The following is a 15,777-nucleotide window of genomic DNA, read 5'->3' as shown; positions in this document are numbered from 1 at the left end:
AACTGATAAAAATTGTGGCATCGGATCTGCAATGACGATGCCCTGCTCTCTCAAGCTCAGCTCGGCGAGCTGGGCCGCACCAATTCGATGCCCTTTTTTGCAGCCGAAATATTGGGGAAATCCGCGGACAGCCGAGCAGGTCCGGCGTCGATCCGCAACGCCTCGCCGACAGCCGCGCAGATTTCGATGAAATCTGCCAATCGGATAATATTTCTCCAATACGGATAATCTACCCGTATCGGGATTCTTTTCGTGGATGCCCGTTGAGTCCGGGCACAGGGGGCATGGCCGGAGCCCGCCCCAGGTATCGGCCCGGTAGGGCGACGCTGAGCTGCCATTCGCAGCCCCGGCTTGAATGCATGCGCAGCGCCGCACGGCGATGAATTCGCACTCCAACGCAGCTGGACTCAAGCCGCATGGGCGCACGAAATGCCTGCCCCTGCCCGGGATCGCGGCCACGAGCGGAGGCGGCGGCGCTCGGTCCCGGGATCAAAAAAACACGGACAAACAACGAATTAGGCTGACTTTTGGCATCAGTTTTGTGTATTTTTCACATACTGAACCATTTGCCTGTTCCGAGGCTGCATCGGCGTCCCGTCCTCGTTTCGCCGCAACCGGAACCGTTTTCATGCTGCGGAGAGTTCATCCATGAAGTCGCCCCACCCGACCATCGGCGGCCTGCTGCGCTCGCTACGTGCGCGCAACAAGTGGACGCTGAAGCAGATGAGCGAGCGCTCCGGGATCCCGCTGTCCACCCTGTCCAAGATCGAGCACGACCGCCTGTCGCTGACCTACGACAAGCTGCAGCAGCTCAGCGAGCGCCTGAACATCCGCATGTCGGAGCTGTTCGCCGAGGAGACCGTGAACGGCGGCGTGCCGACGGTGACCGCACGCCGCAGCATCGGCCGGGTCCGCGATGCGGTCCGCATCGACGGCAAAAACTACGAGTCCTTCTATCTGTGCCCAGAGTTGCGCCACAAGCGCATGACCCCGGCCGTGACCCATCTGCGGGCGCGCAGCCTGGACGAATTCGGGCCCTACGCCCGCAACTCCGGCGAGGAGTTCGTCTACGTCCTGGAAGGCACGGTGGTGCTGCACACCGAGTTCTACGATCCGCTGCCGCTGCAACGCGGCGAGTCGGTCTACATCGACGCGAACATGGGCCACGCCTACGTGATCGGCGCGGACAGCGAGGCCGCCACGATCATGACGGTCAGCGCGAGCGACGACGATCAGGGCGCGCTCGAAGCCCTGATGGCGGCCCAAGGAACGCGCTGATCCGCGGCCATGCCGCGTCTCGGGCCGGCAACGGCCGAGGCGGTTTCCCGGGCGCCCGGACGGCGCCGGATCAGAGTGCGCTGCGCGGCGGCAGCGACCAGTCGATCGGGGTCTGGCCCTGACGCGCCAGATACTCGTTAGCGGCCGAAAAATGCCCGCAGCCGATGAAGCCGCGGTGCGCCGACAGCGGCGAGGGATGCGGTGCCTTGAGCACGCGATGACGCCGCGGATCGATCACCTTGCCCTTGGCCTGGGCGTAGCTGCCCCAGAGCAGGAACACCAGGCCTTCGCGTTCGCGATTGAGGGTGTCGACGACGTGGTCGGTGAAGCCCTCCCAGCCTTTGCCCTGGTGGGCGCCGGCGCGGCCGTCCTCGACCGTCAGCACCGCGTTGAGCAACAGCACGCCCCGGTGCGCCCACGGCATCAGATAACCGTGGTCGGGGCGCGGCAGGCCGAGGTCGCGGTGGATCTCCTTATAGATGTTGTCCAGCGACGGCGGCACGCTCACCCCGGGCGGGACCGAGAAGCACAGACCGTGGGCCTGACCAGGGCCGTGGTAGGGGTCCTGGCCGAGCACGACGACCTTGACCTGCTCGAACGGGGTGGCGTCGAACGCGGCGAAGATCTGCGGGCCGGGCGGGTAGATGCGGGCGCCGGCGGCCTTGCGCTGGCGCAGGAACGCCGATAGCGCGCGCATGTCGTCGCGGGCGAACCAGTCGCCGACGCGCGCCTTCCACGAAGGCTCCAGCTTGATCCGCTCGCCGTCGTCGCCGTTCATGCCGAGCTCCGCTCCGGCAGCCGCGACAAACGCAGCTGGAACAGGGTCTTGGTGACCAGCAGGCGTTCTTCGATCGGCTTGAGCACCAGGTCGTTGGCGCCGGCGCGCAGCAGTTCGCTCTGGTTGTCGCGGTTGGCGTCGCCGGTCATCACCAGCACCGGCAGGCGGCGCTTGCCGTACTTGTAGTCCTGGCGCAGGCGTTCGAGCAGATCGTTGCCGCTGAGCGCGCCTTTCAGATAGACGTCGGTCAGCACCAGGTCGGCGCCGACGTCGTCGTTGCCGCGGTGGGTTTCCATGTATTCCAGCGCTTCCTCGACCCCGATGAAATGCAGCACCTGCAGGCCGTGGCGTTCGAGCATGCGCTTGGTCGCGACCGCGACCACGCGGCTGTCCTCGACGTAGAGCACGCGCGCGCCGGGGATCGGCTCGGGCTGGACGTAGCCGCGGATGAAGGCGGCCAGCGCGCTGTGGCCCAGGGACTTGTCGAAATAGTCGGTGACGTCTTCGGTGAAGCGGCGCGATTCCAGGTGCGACTGTGCGTCGCCGGAGACCACGATCACCGGCACGTAGGCCTGGCCGCCGGCCTCGCGCACGCTGCGTGCCAGGCCGATGCCGTCGCCGTCGGGCAGCACCAGCGAGGTGGTGACCAGGTCGACCGCGCCGCCGCCCAGGACCGCGCGCGCCTCGGCGATGCTGCCGCAGGGCACGACCTCGACGTTCGGCAGCTCGCGCGCGAGCACGTCGCCGATGAGCTTGCGTACCAGCTTGGAACCGTCGACGACCATCACCCGGGGTGCGGCGTTGTCGAAATGGCGTAGATCGTGACTGTGCATGCGGTACGGATCGGGTCGCTATCGACGAGGGCGCGAAGGGAGTCCGAGTTTAGGCGCGAAACGCTGTCGATTCCGAGTCTGGCGTATCGTCCCGGAGAGATCGGCCGCTGCGGCGGCGAATCCGGGCCGGCCGATCAGGTGTCGGTGGGGCGGGTCTGGCGCAGATAGTGCCCGGTCACCAGCCCGGCGCCGAGCCAGCCCAGCAGCGCGGCGCCGACGACGATCGCGGCCGCGTAGCGCAGGTCGAAGCCGTGCAGGGCGAACGCGCTACCGTAGCTGCGCGCCAGTTCCGCCAGCGGCTGGCGCAGGGAGATGTCGGCGGCTGTCAGCAGGGCCAGCGCCAAGGCGCCGGCGACCAGGCCGTAGCAGGCGCCCAGGTACAGGAACGGACGCCGGATGAAGCCGTCGGTCGCGCCCAGCAGTTGCAGCACGCTGATTTCTTCGCGCCGCGACTGGATGTCCAGGCGCACGGTGTTGCCGACCACCAGCAACGCGCCCAACCCAAGCAGCGCCGCCAGCACCCAGGCCAGGCGGCTGCCGAAGCGCAGCCAGCCGTCCAGGCGCTGACGCCAGCCGGCGTCGTGCTGGACCAGATCGGCGTCGGGCAGGGTCTTCAGCGATTCGGCCAGCAGCAGCTCGTCGCCCTTGGGCGTGATCAGCAGCAGAGCGGGCAGCGGGTTGCCGTCCTGGGTCGCGATCGCCTCGCCCAGGCCGCTCTTCTCGCGCAGTTCGGCCAGGCCTTGTTCGGGCGTGCGCAGCTCGACCGCGGCGATGTCGCGGCGCGCGCGCAGCTCGTCGGCGAGCGCGCTGGCGCGTTCGGCGGCCAGGCCGGGCTTGAGGAACACCGCGATCTGGCGCGACTGCTCGACGTCGCCGGTGAAGCGTTCGACGTTGCTCAGCGCCGCCCACAAGCCCAGCGGCAACGCCAGCGCCACCGCCATCACGCCGACGGTGAGCGCGGTCGCCCAGGGCTTGCGCAGCATGCGGCCGAGGCTGGCGACCAGGCTGTAGACGTGGTGGTCGACCCAGGTGCCCAGGCGCGAGCGCGAATCGGAAGGCGCGTCGGATTTGACGTTCATTCGGCCAGGTCCTGCGGCGAGATGTCGTCGACCAGGCGGCCCTGGTTCAAGACCAGCACGCGCTTGCGCATGCGTTTGACCAGGGCCAGATCGTGGCTGGCGACCAGCACGCTGGTGCCGCGCTCGGGCAGCGAGGCGAACAGCGCCAGGATCTCCGCCGACAGGGTCGGGTCGAGGTTGCCGGTGGGCTCGTCGGCGACCAGCAGGCGCGGCTCGCCGACGATCGCGCGGGCGATGCCGACGCGCTGCTGTTCGCCGGCCGACAGTTCGCCCGGCAGCGCGCGTTCGCGCGAGCCCAGGCCGACCTTGTCCAGCACCGCACGCACGCGCTTGGCGATGTCGCCGCGGCGCAGGCCGCGCAGCAGCAACGGCAGGGCGACGTTGTCGGCGACGCTGCGGTCGGCGAGCAGGCGGTGGTCCTGATAGACCACGCCGACCTCGCGCCGATGCAGGGCGACGCGGCGGCCGCGCACCTTGAGCAGGTTCTTGTCGCCGAACAGCACCGCGCCGCGGCTGGGCCGCTCGCTGAGGTGGATCAGCTTCAACAGCGTGCTCTTGCCGGCGCCGGAGTGGCCGGTGACGAACAGCATCTCGCCGGGGGCGACGTCGAAGCTGACTTCGCTGAGCGCCTCGTGGCCGCTGCTGTAGCGTTTACTGACGTTGTCGAAGCGCAGGACGGTCATGGCGGAAGTATCGCAGATGAGCGATTCGCGAGAACACATCATGTTTCATGGCGCGCGCCGCGTTTCCGCCTGCACCCGGCCAATGCCAGCGCCCTGACGTCGTGCAACAAGGAAGGCACCGCGATCGACCACCGCCGCCCGCAGGACCGCATCGGCAGCGGTAAGCCGCGCCCCGCTGCGTACGAAAACGAAAACGGGCGCCCCAGGGCGCCCGTATCGTGTCGCCGCGCGAGCCTGCGCCCGCCTGCGTCAGTGCTGCGAACGCGGTGCGCGCGTGACCAGCGACTTCAGGCCGCGGCCGATCCGGCTGAGCAGGCCGCCCTGCTTGGCGTCGCTCTCGCCCGCCGGAGCGGGCTTGGCGGCGCCGGACTTGGCGGCCGGTGCGGCCTTGGTTGCGGCGACCTGGGTGGTCTGACCGGGCGTCGCACCCTCGGCGCCTTCGATGCGCCGACCGCCGCGACGACGGCGGCGCTTGCGCGGTGCGTGCTCGCCTTCGACCGCGGCCGTGGCGACCGGAGCCGCCTCGCCTTCCGGACGCGGCTTGCGCTCGGGACGCGGCGGACGCGGTGCGGCGCCTTCCGCCGTGGCAGCGGGTGCGGCGGCGCCGGGCTCGCGGCGCGGACGCTCGCTGCGCGAACCTTCGCGACGCGGACCGCCCTCGCGACGGCCGCCGTCGCGCGAACCGCCGCTGCGGCTGCCGCTGCGACCGCCGCCACGACGCTCTTCGTCGGCGGCGCGCTGCTCGCGCGCTTCCTTGAAGATCGCGCCGATGCTTTCGTTCTCTTCGCCTTCCTCGCCCGCCGGCACTTCGCGCGGCTTGCGCGGCAGCGCGACCAGCAGGTCGGCGTCGACCGTGGCCACCGGCAGCTTCTGCTCGATGTAGCTCTCGATGTCCGGCAGGCTCATCGCGTAGCGCTCGCAGGCGAAGCTGATCGCGTCGCCCTCGGCGCCCAGGCGGGCGGTGCGGCCGATGCGGTGGACGTAGTCCTCGGCATCGAACGGCAGGTCGTAGTTGTAGACGTGGCTGACGCCGTCGATGTGCAGGCCGCGGGCGGCCACGTCGGTGGCGACCAGGATCTCGAGCTGGCCCTTCTGGAACTTGTTGAGCAGCGACTCGCGCTTCTTCTGCGGCACGTCGCCGGACAGCACGCCGACCCGGTAGCCGCCGCGCTCCAGCGAACGCGCCACGCGCTCGACCCAGACCTTGGTGTTGACGAACACCATGGTGCGCGCGCCCTCGGAGCGCGACAGCAGGCCCAGCAGCAGCGGGATCTTCTCTTCGTCGGACGGGAAGTACACCTTCTGGCGCACCTTGGCCGCGGTGATGAACTCGGTTTCGACGACGATCTTCTCGGGCTCGTTCATGTGCTCGTAGGCGAGCTCGAGCACGCGGTGGCTCAGGGTCGCCGAGAACAGCAAGGTCTGGCGCTCGGTGCGGATCGGCATGCGCCGCAGCAGGAAGCGGATGTCCTTGATGAAGCCCAGGTCGAACATGCGGTCGGCTTCGTCCAGCACGCACATCTCGCAGGCGTGCAGCGACACCACCTTGTGCTGCTTGACGTAGTCGATCAGGCGGCCGGGCGTAGCGATGATGACGTCGGCGCCCTTCTGCAGCAGCTCGCGCTGCTTGTCGTAGTCGACGCCGCCGTAGACCAGGGCGAACTTCAGGCCCAGCTCGGAACCGAACTTGACCGCGTCCTTATGGATCTGGATCGCCAGCTCGCGGGTCGGGGCCAGGATCAGGGCGCGCGGGTCTTCGGGCTTGCGCTCGGCCAGGGCCGGACGGGTCAGCAGGCGGTTGATGACGGTGACCAGGAAGGCCAGGGTCTTGCCGGTGCCGGTCTGGGCCTGGCCGGCGACGTCGCGGCCGGTCAGGGTGATCGGCAGGGTCAGCGCCTGGATCGGCGTGCAGCGCGAGAAGCCGGCGGCTTCGAGGCCTGCGAGCAGGCTGGGATGCAGGTCGAACGAGGAGAACGTTACATCGGTTAAAGGCTTGTCGCTCATGCGTCTTAAGGGTCCGCGCGCAGAACTGCGCTTGCGTGGGTGGCGTCGGCGAAGCAGACTGCCGGGGCCGGGCAGACCCCATGGCCGACCCGACGTTCTGCCTCTGGGAGGCGGTGGCGCAGCCCTTGAAGGTGCCGCGAAACGCCCCAGTTTACAGTAAGCCCCCGCCCGGCACGGCCCGCCCGGGGTTTCCATTCAAGAAGAGCCCGTTCCGTACGGGCGAGCACCCCGCAGGAGATCATCCCCGTGAGCGAAAAAGTTCTGCATGCTGGCGATTCCGACTTCGATGCCACCGTGCTGCAGTCGTCCGAACCGGTCCTGGTCGACTTCTGGGCCCCCTGGTGCGGCCCCTGCAAGGCGATCGGGCCGATCGTCGAGCAGCTCGCCGACCAGTACGACGGCAAGGCCAAGGTGGTCAAGGTCGACGTTCAGGAATTCCCGGCGCTGGGGGTCCGCTACAACGTGCGCAGCATCCCGATGCTGCTGATGTTCAAGGACGGCCAGGTCCACTCCAGCCAGCTGGGCGCGCCGCCGAACATCAAGACCCTGCTGACCCAGATGATCGACAAGGCGATCTGATCGCCCCCCGCCTTCGCCCGCGCCATGCGGGGCGAAGGCCGAAGGCCGCCGGGCCCGGCCCGGCAACGTGAACGGCAAGCCCCACCAGGCTTGCCGCCGCGCAGCGGCAGTGCTAGTTTCGCCATACCCGGCGCCGAACCGTAGCACTGGCAGCGCCGCACCCCATCTCGCGAAACCATCATCCACCCACGTCCCCGACGTCCCGCTCGCTGCCTGCGAGCGCTCGCCCCTTAGCGAGGATTCCCTGCTTGTCCGATAACACCCCCGACGCTGGCGATATCGCCGAAAAGCGTGTGCGCAAGCCGCGTGTCGCCAAAGCCGACGCCGCTCCCGCCGCCGCCAGTCCGTCCGCTCCTGCCGCCAGCGCTCCGCCGCCGGCCGCGCCCCCCGCACCGGCCGCCCCGGCCGCTCCCGCTCCCTCCGCAGGCGACTCCGCACCGGCCCCGTCCGGCGGCGAGAGCGCGCCGCAGGGCGGTGGCGGCGGCGGTGGCGAAGGCGGCAACGCTCAACGCGACTTCGACAACAACCGCGGCGGCAACCGCCGCGACCGCTTCCGCAATCGCCGCGACCGCGAACGCGGTGGTGGTGGCGGCGGCGACCGTAGCGGCCGTCCGCGCGACGAAGGCATGTTCAACGACGGCGGCAACGGCGAGAACTTCGTCCCGCGCCCGCACCCGCAGGTGCCGGAAGGCTTCCCGCAGTACTCGCTGGGCGACCTCAAGCGCATGCCCGCGCCGAAACTGCTCGACCTAGCCGACCAGCTGAGCATCCAGGAAGGCGTCGCCCGCGCCCGCAAGCAGGACGTGATCTTCGCCCTGCTCAAGGTCCTGACCCGCCACGGCGAAGGCGTCGCCGCCGACGGCGTGCTGGAAATCCTGCCCGACGGCTTCGGCTTCCTGCGCGCGGCCGAGGCCAGCTACCTGGCCGGCCCGGACGACACCTACATCTCGCCCAGCCAGATCCGCCGCTTCAACCTGCGCACCGGCGACCACCTGTCCGGCCGCATCCGCTTCCCCAAGGACGGCGAACGCTATTTCGCCCTCTCCATCGTCGACACCATCAACGGCGAGCCGCTGGAAGCGTCCAAGAACAAGGTCCTGTTCGAGAACCTGACCCCGCTGTTCCCGCGCCGCAAGTTCCGGCTCGAGCGCGGCGACGGTTCGACCGAAGACATCACCGGCCGCATCCTCGATCTGATGGCGCCGCAGGGCAAGGGCCAGCGCGCCCTGATCGTCTCGCCGCCCAAGGCCGGCAAGACCATGTTGATGCAGCAGGTCGCCACCGCGATCACCCACAACCACCCCGACGTGCACCTGATCGTGCTGCTGGTGGACGAGCGTCCGGAAGAAGTGACCGAAATGCAGCGCACCGTGCGCGGCGAAGTGGTCTCCTCGACCTTCGACGAACCCGCCGGCCGCCACGTCCAGGTCGCCGAGATGGTGATCGAGCGCGCCAAGCGCCTGGTCGAACACAAGAAGGACGTGGTGATCCTGCTTGACTCGATCACCCGCCTGGCCCGCGCCTACAACAACGTCGTGCCCAGCTCGGGCAAGGTCCTGACCGGCGGCGTCGACGCCAACGCCCTGCACCGTCCGAAGCGCTTCTTCGGCGCCGCGCGCAACGTCGAGGAAGGCGGCTCGCTGACCATCATCGCGACCGCGCTGATCGACACCGGCAGCAAGATGGACGAGGTGATCTACGAAGAGTTCAAGGGCACCGGCAACTCGGAAGTGCACCTGGACCGCCGTATCGCCGAAAAGCGCGTCTACCCCGCGATCAACATCAACCGCTCCGGCACCCGCCGCGAGGACCTGCTGATCGAGCCGGAACTGCTGCAGAAGATCTGGATCCTGCGCAAGCTGCTGCACGGCATGGACGAGATCGGCGCGATGGAGTTCCTGCTGGACAAGATGAAGACCACCAAGTCCAACGACGAGTTCTTCAGTTCGATGAAGCGCTGAGGCGCGCTTCGCCGGCGCCGCGAAACGCCCCGCTTTGTGCGGGGCGTTTTTGTTTGGGCGATGAGGGGTGGGCGGCCCTCACCCCAACCCCTCTCCCGCAAGCGGGAGAGGGGCTAAAGCAGCAGCGTCGCAAGGATTCCCTCTCCCGCTTGCAGGGAGATGAGTTAAAAGCAGCTAGCGTCGTTGCTGTTCCCTCTCCCGCTTGCGGGAGAGGGCTAGGGTGAGGGGATGAGCGTAAAGCGCGAATGCTTTTGCCGCTAACAGAACAACGGCAGGAGCCCCTCACCCCCTTCTCAATGGGGAAGAGCCGACGCAGTAGTCGCAGGTTCGCAGTCGCAGCTTACGCAGCTCCTACCCAGCGCATCGAAGCGCTGCCGCATTCGGCAGCCTGGAAAAAGAAACGCCCCGCAGCGCGGGGCGTTTCTCTGGTGCAGTTGGTAGGGTCAGAACCCGCGACCGCCACCCTGCGCCTGCTGCTGCGTCGTCTCGCCGCTGGCCATGTTGCGCGCCGCCAGCTGGCTGCTCACTTCCAGGCTCTGGCTGGCACCGGCGGCCACGTCTATCGAGACCATGCGCCGGGTCGCCGACTGCGGATCGCCCTGCACCGCGAACAGCTTGCTGCCGTCCTTGCTCGCGAACAGATGATCGACCTGGGTCAGGCCGCCGTCGCGGGTCACGGGCACCAGCGCCGCGGCCAGGTTCTGCTGCTGTTGCTGGTTGAGCTTGACCTGCGCGGGATCGACGCCCTTGAGCTTGTCGAGCATGTCCTTGTACATGCCGTTCAAGGAATTCGCGCCGCTGGTCAGGGCGCCGGCCACGCGCAGGCCTTCGTCGATCGCGCCGCCGAGCTTGTTGGTGTTGCGGTTGGCCGCCTCCTGCGCCGCCGCCGGCAGCAGATAGGTGCCGCGCTCGCGGTCGCCGTCGCGATCGCGCACGTAGCGCTTGACGTCCTTGAGCTCCAGGTCGAGGAACTCCCTGGACGAACTCTTCGCCGCCTTGGCCAGATCGACGGCCTGTTGCGCGCTCAGGCGCTCCAGGCCCTGGCCGGAGGCGAGGATGTCGACCAGCGACTCGGGTTGCACCTTCTGCTTGAGGAAAGCGAGGAAGCGCTCGCGCGTTTCCGCGTTCTCGCCCAGCGCGTCGAGCACGCGGGTGGCGGTGGACATGGCGTTGCCGGCGTCGGTGGGCATGCCCGAGATCTGGCGCATCACGCCGTTGATCGCCTTGCGCGGCTCCAGGCCCTCGGCGAACGGGAAGCGCTCGCGGAATTCTTCCCAGCGCGGCGCCAGCAGTTCCTCGCGGATGTGCTTGATCAACTGGTACGCACCGGCGGCGAAGGCGACGATGGCCGCGCCCGCCGGCGCGACGCCGATCAGGCCGGTAACCAGGGAGCCGCGCGCGCCCAGCATCAAGGCGGTGGCGCCGACATCGCCGGCCATCTTGAAGCCGTTGCCGAGCAGGTCGAACGCGGCGTCGACGCGGCGGTCGGTGTCCAGCGGTTTGCGGGTGATCGGGTCGCGACCGTTGAAGACGCGTTCGGCGTCCTGGCCGATGAGCTTGGCGTCGTTAGCCACGCCTTTGACCGCGCTGTAGCGCTCGAGGATCTTCGCCGCCTCGCGCTCGCGTCCGGTACTGGTCGCGAACTGCAGCACGGCGGCCATGGCCACCGCGTCGATCGGCTTGCCGGCCTGGTTGGCGGCGCTGCCGGCCTGGATCGCGGCTTCCAAAGCGGCCAGGGTCTGGGCGATGTCGCCGTGACCGCCGCTGCGGGCGAGCTGCTGGAGCTCGGCCAAGGGTTTGTCGATCGGCGCCTCGGGGCCGGCATCGCGCTGCGCCGACCAGGTCTTGGCGTACTCGGCCAGCGAGTTTTGCAGGTTGGCGGGGACCTCCACCGCATAGCCGTGGAACGGCGGCGAGGCGCGGCCGTCGGCGCGGGTCTCGCCGGGGTGCAGCTTCCAGGTCAGCGCCGTCTGCGCGAGCGCGCCGCCGGGGGCTGAGACCGAGGCCACCGTGGCTTCGAGGGTGTCCTCGTCCACGACCTGGCCGTTGCGCTGCAAAGCGTCGGCGACGATCGCGCGGAGCACGTTGTCGCGCGACCACTCGTCGTCGGCGGGTAGCAGCGCCGTGTAGTTGAGGGCGCGTTCCTGCGGCGCACCCTGTCCCGCGTACCAGCGGCGGGCGACGGACACGCCGCCCCGGTTGCCGCTGTCGATCGAATCGACCACTGCATTCATGGACTTACTCCTTGTTCGGTGAACTAGCTCCTGGTGTACCGACCCCTGGCGCTCCGGCCGGGGGTCGAACCTGAATCATGCGCCCGTCCCGTGACCGGGGCAATTCGGGGGCGTGTGGTGGGCGCCGGGCAGGCGGGCCGAGCCCGCCTGGGGCCGCAGGCGGCGGCCCGTATCGGCGTGGCATGCCGGATTCGGCCGTGGACGCCGGTTTCGCCTTGCGCGGCGCGACGGACCCAGAGAGAAAAGCCCCGTGGTGCGAGGCCTTCGGAGCCGGCGGGGCGGATGCTCAATCCCGTCGGATGGCATCCAGGCCGCAGGCGTTCGGCATTCACTCGTCGACGCTGTCGAGATCGGATTCGACGTGCTGCCAGCCCGCCGCGCTGCGGCGCATCAGCACGCGGCCGCGGCGGCGGATGTCGTCGCGGTCCACCCCTTCCACCCAGAGCACGGCCTGGTCGGCGTGCTGGCGGCCGCGCGAAATCTGCGCGCGCAGCGGTTCGCCGTCGCGCAGGGATTTCAGCGATTCCTTGACCGTGCCCGGGTCGTCGTCGGGAAAGCGCCAGCGCGCGTCCTCGCCGCCCATGCGCCGCAGCGCGGCGACGTCGCCTTTGGCCAGGGCGTCCAGCCAGGCGTTGTAGGCCGCGCCGGGCGCGCCGCCGCCGGCGGGCAGGTCGCTGCCGGGCGCGGGCACGATCGGGGTGTCGAAACGCAGGTCGTAGTCGTAGGGCGTGCCGAGGAAATCGCCCTTCGCCAGCAGCCAGCGGCCGGCGATGTGGGCGGGCTCGTTGCGCTGCAGGCTCAGTTCGCCGTAGCCGCCGCTGTTGAAGCCCTCGGGCGAGTAGTACAGGCCGCACTCGCTGCCGTCGGCGGCGATGCATACGCGCACGTAGCCGCCCGCCGGTTTCTGGTCGCGCACCGCGTCGGCGGCGTCGAAGGCGGCCGCGATCGCGGCCGCGTCCAGCGGCTCGGCGCTGAGGAACACCAGGGTGCGGCGTTCGTCGGCCCGATCGGTCGGCTCTTCGCTCACGGCGACCGCGTGCTTGAGCGCCAGGCGCGCATCGGCGTAACGGAAGTAACCCGAGCCGCCCTGGGCCTGCGCAGTCGTGCCGATGAGTGCGGCGGCGATCAGTGCCGCCGCCAGCGTCAACGCCTTCGGGCCGTTGCGTATTCCTTGCGAGTCGCCCATGGCCGCCGTCCTTTGTGGCTGTCCCAATAGACGGACGTACGGACCGCACGGCGGCGGACAACGGCCGCCGGGAGATAAACCCGGCGGCCGCGGGCCGGCTTACAGCGCGAGGCCCTGCACTTCGCTGGCGAGCTTGAACGCGCTCGCCAGCGGGACCACGTCGCCAGAGTCCACATCGGACACGCCGATGCGCTGGGCGCCGGCGTCGTCGCGCAGCCAGGCCGCCTCGCGGCGCGCGCCGCGGACTTCGGTGCGCCATTGCCCGGGTCGGGTCTCGTGCGCGCCCGGGGCCTGGAACTCCACCGGCATGCTGACGGTGAGATCGCGCGCGCTGGGATGGTCGGTGTGGACCTGGACGTTGAACTGCCAGCTGCGCGCGGCGCGCGCGGTGGCCTGCTCCAGCGCCGACACGCCCTGGGCCAGGCTGCGGTCGTTGCCGTAGACGTTGAGCAGGCTGGTCTGCACCGGTGCGGCATCGAGCACGCGGCCGTCCGGCGACAGGCGCAGGTACAGCAGCACCACGCCGCCGACGCCGGCACGCGCCAGGCCCTGGGGATAGGCCGGCGCAACGATCTTGCGGCTGCTGACCGTGACCGCGGACGGCGGCGCATCCGGCAACACTCCCGAACCATTGCTGGGGAAGGTGACGTTATCGACGGTGACCGCGTAGCGCTCGTCGCCGAGCTGGCGCGAGGCCAGGGTGATGCGCATGCGGGTTTTGGCCTTGACCGGTTTGCCCTCGACCAGCACCGGTTCGAAACGCCAGGCGCGGACCTGGCGCTCCAGGCTGGTCCTGACGTCGTCGGGCAGCGGCGTTTCGCTGCGGTAGTCGATCAGGGCGCCGCTGGGGTCGATCGCGATCTCGCTGTCGACGCGGGTGGTCATGATCGAGTCCACCGCCGGCTTGGGCGCGGCTTGCGGCGCCTGGGCCTGGGCGGCGCCGGTGAGGGCGGCGCCGGTAAGAGCGGCCAGCGCGAACGCGGCCAACTTGCTTGAGTTTCCTTGCATCGTGTAGCTCCTGTGGTTGCCGTGAATGCGCGCGACCCCGACGTCCTGCCGGTGCAGCGGCCGCGCGCGTTGCGAGCTTAGCAATGCGCGCGCGGGCCAGGCGGGCCTAAATCACCGTTTCGCCGCACGGCGACGCGGCCCGACCGTGCTGCGACGCGCCATCGGCGGCGATTGGACCGCTGCGGCGGAAGCTGTTTCCCGCCAACGCGCATCCACCGCGGCGGCGGCGCTGGGTAAGATGACGCTATCGCGGTCGGCGCGATCTACTCAGCGACGAGGTGATGCATGCATAGCGGTGGTCTGGAACTCGCCTTGGTCTTTCTGCTCGCCGCGGTGATCGCGGTGCCGGTCTTCCGGCGTTTCGGGCTGGGCGCGGTGCTGGGCTATCTCGCCGCCGGCGTGGTCCTGGGCCCGTACGGGGTCAAGGTGATCCGCGACGCCGAGCCGGTGCTGGCGGCGTCGGAAATCGGCGTGGTCATGATGCTGTTCGTGATCGGCCTGGAACTGTCGCCGTCGCGGCTGCGGGTGATGCGCAAGCCGGTGTTCGGCGCCGGCGGCCTGCAGGTGCTGCTCAGCGGCCTGGCCCTGGGCGCGGTCGCGATGTTCGGCGGCGGCCTGGGATGGAAGGCCTCGGTGGTGGTGGGCGTGGGCCTGGCGCTGTCTTCGACCGCGGTCTGCCTGCAGTTGATGTCCGAACGCAAGGAACTGACCAGCGACTACGGCCGGCTCGCGTTCGCGATCCTGCTGTTCCAGGACCTGGCCGCGATCCCGCTGCTGGCGGCGATTCCGCTGCTGGGCAAGGCCGCGGCGGTGCACGGCGGCGGCCTGCAATGGATGGCCATCGCCAAGGCGGTCGGCGCGATCGCGGCGGTGATCTTCGGCGGCCGGGTGCTGCTGCGGCACGTGTTCCGGATCGTCGCGCGCACCCAGATGCCGGAAGTGTTCACCGGCGCGGCGCTGCTGACCGTGCTCAGCGCGGCCTGGGTGATGCAGATCGCCGGCCTGTCGGCGGGCCTGGGCGCCTTCATCGCCGGCGTGCTGCTGGCCGACTCGGAATTCCGCCACGAGCTCGAATCGCAGATCGATCCGTTCAAGGGCCTGCTGCTGGGCCTGTTCTTCATGGCCGTGGGCATGAGCATCGACCTGCAGCGCGTGGTCTCGGAGCCGGCGATGATCGCGGCGATGGTGGCCGTGCTGATGCTGATCAAGTTCGCGCTGCTGTTCGGCGTCGGCCTGCACCCGGGCGGCCTGGACCGGCGCGAATCGATACAGCTGGCGGCGGTGATGTCGCTGGGCGGCGAGTTCGCCTTCATCGTATTCAACGAAGCGGTCAACGCCGGCCTGCTCGACGACCCGTCCCGCGATCGCCTGATCGCCGCGGTCGGCGTGTCGATGGCGCTGACGCCGCTGCTGCTGATCGCGATCTCTCGCGCGCTGTCGGCCGCGCCGAAGGCCAAGCCCAAGCGCGAGTTCGACCGGATCCCCGACAACCACCCCAAAGTGATGATCGCGGGCATGGGCCGCTTCGGCCAGATCGTCGCGCGCCTGCTGCTGGCGCACAAAGTGCCGTTCATCGCCATCGAGAACAGCGCCGACCAGGTCGACTTCATGCGCCGCTTCGGCAACATGGTCTATTACGGCGATCCCGCGCGCCCCGAACTGCTGCGTTCGGCCGGCGCGGCCCAGGTCGACGTGTTCGTGATCGCCATCGACGACCTCGACGGCAACATCCGCACCGTGCGCACCCTGCGCCGGCTGTACCCGCGCGCCAAGGTGTTCGCGCGCGCACGCGACCGCCGGCACGCCTGGCAGCTGATGGACCTGGGCGCCGAGCCGATCCGCGAGACCTTCTATTCCAGCCTCAAGCTGGGCGAGCACGTGCTGACGTCGCTGGGCGTGGCGCCCGAGGTCGCGCGCGACCACACCGAACGCTTCCGCGAGCACGACGAACGCATGCTCAACGCCCAGTACCTGGTCCACGACGACGAAGCCGCGCTGCTGCAGTCGGCCAAGGACGCGCGCAAGGAATTGGAAGAGCTGTTCGAGGCCGACCAGGGCGAAGGCATCCTGGGCGAGATCACCGCCGAGGCCGACGCGGCGGCGCAGCGCTCGCTGCATTGAACCGCGCGGCGCCGCAACGGCGCCGCGTCGCTA

The 15,777-nt window shown here is 69.5% G+C and carries 13 protein-coding genes; 4 read left to right on the top strand and 9 right to left on the bottom strand.

Translation table 11 applies throughout. The annotated features are described in order from the left end of the window. Window positions 1-56: 56 nt before the first annotated feature. A complete protein-coding gene (locus ASE10_RS20115) occupies window positions 57-200 on the bottom strand; it encodes a hypothetical protein (RefSeq protein ID WP_157480821.1) in 144 nt (47 codons plus the stop codon). Between the two features lie 448 nt (window positions 201-648). Between ASE10_RS20115 and ASE10_RS09235 the strand changes: the two genes are divergently transcribed. Then, window positions 649-1,278, top strand: a complete 630-nt coding sequence (locus ASE10_RS09235; protein ID WP_055907764.1) for an XRE family transcriptional regulator — start codon at window positions 649-651, stop codon at window positions 1,276-1,278. Between the two features lie 70 nt (window positions 1,279-1,348). On the opposite strand, the gene ung is transcribed toward ASE10_RS09235, so the two are convergent. The 5 genes from ung to rhlB form a co-directional block, all read right to left on the bottom strand. Beyond that, window positions 1,349-2,056 carry a uracil-DNA glycosylase gene (gene ung / locus ASE10_RS09230; RefSeq protein ID WP_055907762.1) on the bottom strand — a complete coding sequence of 236 codons (708 nt, stop codon included), beginning with the start codon at window positions 2,054-2,056 and terminating at the stop codon, window positions 1,349-1,351. Further along, the gene (locus ASE10_RS09225; RefSeq protein ID WP_055907759.1) at window positions 2,053-2,889 is read right to left on the bottom strand and encodes a response regulator; all 837 of its coding nucleotides are present in this window, start codon (window positions 2,887-2,889) and stop codon (window positions 2,053-2,055) included. The genes ung and ASE10_RS09225 overlap by 4 nt, the downstream gene beginning before the upstream one ends. 134 nt (window positions 2,890-3,023) lie before the next feature. Next, the gene (ftsX, locus tag ASE10_RS09220; RefSeq protein WP_055907756.1) at window positions 3,024-3,968 is read right to left on the bottom strand and encodes a permease-like cell division protein FtsX; all 945 of its coding nucleotides are present in this window, start codon (window positions 3,966-3,968) and stop codon (window positions 3,024-3,026) included. Then, window positions 3,965-4,651: a cell division ATP-binding protein FtsE gene (ftsE, locus tag ASE10_RS09215; protein WP_055907753.1), complete on the bottom strand. Its 687-nt coding sequence runs from the start codon at window positions 4,649-4,651 to the stop codon at window positions 3,965-3,967. Before ftsE ends, ftsX begins: the two co-directional genes overlap by 4 nt. Before the next feature lie 249 nt (window positions 4,652-4,900). Next, on the bottom strand, window positions 4,901-6,655 hold the full coding sequence (gene rhlB / locus ASE10_RS09210; RefSeq protein ID WP_055907750.1) for an ATP-dependent RNA helicase RhlB: 1,755 nt from the start codon (window positions 6,653-6,655) through the stop codon (window positions 4,901-4,903). A gap of 246 nt (window positions 6,656-6,901) precedes the next feature. Between rhlB and trxA the strand changes: the two genes are divergently transcribed. Both trxA and rho read left to right on the top strand, forming a co-directional pair. Further along, window positions 6,902-7,234, top strand: a complete 333-nt coding sequence (gene trxA, locus ASE10_RS09205; protein WP_055907747.1) for a thioredoxin — start codon at window positions 6,902-6,904, stop codon at window positions 7,232-7,234. 248 nt (window positions 7,235-7,482) lie between these two features. Then, window positions 7,483-9,195 (top strand): transcription termination factor Rho, encoded by a 1,713-nt coding sequence (rho, locus tag ASE10_RS09200; protein WP_055907744.1) that lies wholly within the window; start codon window positions 7,483-7,485, stop codon window positions 9,193-9,195. A gap of 443 nt (window positions 9,196-9,638) precedes the next feature. On the opposite strand, the gene ASE10_RS09195 is transcribed toward rho, so the two are convergent. The 3 genes from ASE10_RS09195 to ASE10_RS09185 all read right to left on the bottom strand — a co-directional run bounded on the left by ASE10_RS09195 (window position 9,639) and on the right by ASE10_RS09185 (window position 13,623). Next, a complete protein-coding gene (locus tag ASE10_RS09195) occupies window positions 9,639-11,429 on the bottom strand; it encodes an XVIPCD domain-containing protein (RefSeq protein WP_157480820.1) in 1,791 nt (596 codons plus the stop codon). Window positions 11,430-11,757: 328 nt separating this feature from the next. Further along, complete coding sequence (locus ASE10_RS09190; RefSeq protein ID WP_055907739.1) at window positions 11,758-12,615, bottom strand: hypothetical protein; 858 nt, start codon at window positions 12,613-12,615, stop codon at window positions 11,758-11,760. A gap of 99 nt (window positions 12,616-12,714) precedes the next feature. Further along, a complete protein-coding gene (locus ASE10_RS09185; protein ID WP_157480819.1) occupies window positions 12,715-13,623 on the bottom strand; it encodes a hypothetical protein in 909 nt (302 codons plus the stop codon). A 285-nt stretch (window positions 13,624-13,908) separates the two neighbouring features. Here ASE10_RS09185 and ASE10_RS09180 point away from each other — a divergent pair, with 285 nt between their 5' ends. Continuing rightward, a complete protein-coding gene (locus ASE10_RS09180; protein WP_055907732.1) occupies window positions 13,909-15,744 on the top strand; it encodes a monovalent cation:proton antiporter-2 (CPA2) family protein in 1,836 nt (611 codons plus the stop codon). Window positions 15,745-15,777: the final 33 nt, after the last annotated feature.

Origin of the sequence: Lysobacter sp. Root76, from assembly GCF_001428685.1 — a bacterium.
Lineage (GTDB): Bacteria > Pseudomonadota > Gammaproteobacteria > Xanthomonadales > Xanthomonadaceae > Lysobacter.
The sequence above is the reverse complement of the archived record's forward strand: the minus strand, read 5'-3'. Positions and strand labels throughout refer to the sequence as shown.

Coding starts and splice junctions, on each gene's coding strand:
- ftsE (WP_055907753.1), bottom strand. CDS start 4,651: ATGACCGTCCTGCGCTTCGACAACGTCAGTAAACGCTACAGCAGCGGC.
- ASE10_RS09225 (WP_055907759.1), bottom strand. CDS start 2,889: ATGCACAGTCACGATCTACGCCATTTCGACAACGCCGCACCCCGGGTG.
- ftsX (WP_055907756.1), bottom strand. CDS start 3,968: ATGAACGTCAAATCCGACGCGCCTTCCGATTCGCGCTCGCGCCTGGGC.
- ASE10_RS09195 (WP_157480820.1), bottom strand. CDS start 11,429: ATGAATGCAGTGGTCGATTCGATCGACAGCGGCAACCGGGGCGGCGTG.
- ASE10_RS09190 (WP_055907739.1), bottom strand. CDS start 12,615: ATGGGCGACTCGCAAGGAATACGCAACGGCCCGAAGGCGTTGACGCTG.
- ASE10_RS09185 (WP_157480819.1), bottom strand. CDS start 13,623: ATGCAAGGAAACTCAAGCAAGTTGGCCGCGTTCGCGCTGGCCGCTCTT.
- ASE10_RS09180 (WP_055907732.1), top strand. CDS start 13,909: ATGCATAGCGGTGGTCTGGAACTCGCCTTGGTCTTTCTGCTCGCCGCG.
- rhlB (WP_055907750.1), bottom strand. CDS start 6,655: ATGAGCGACAAGCCTTTAACCGATGTAACGTTCTCCTCGTTCGACCTG.
- ung (WP_055907762.1), bottom strand. CDS start 2,056: ATGAACGGCGACGACGGCGAGCGGATCAAGCTGGAGCCTTCGTGGAAG.
- ASE10_RS09235 (WP_055907764.1), top strand. CDS start 649: ATGAAGTCGCCCCACCCGACCATCGGCGGCCTGCTGCGCTCGCTACGT.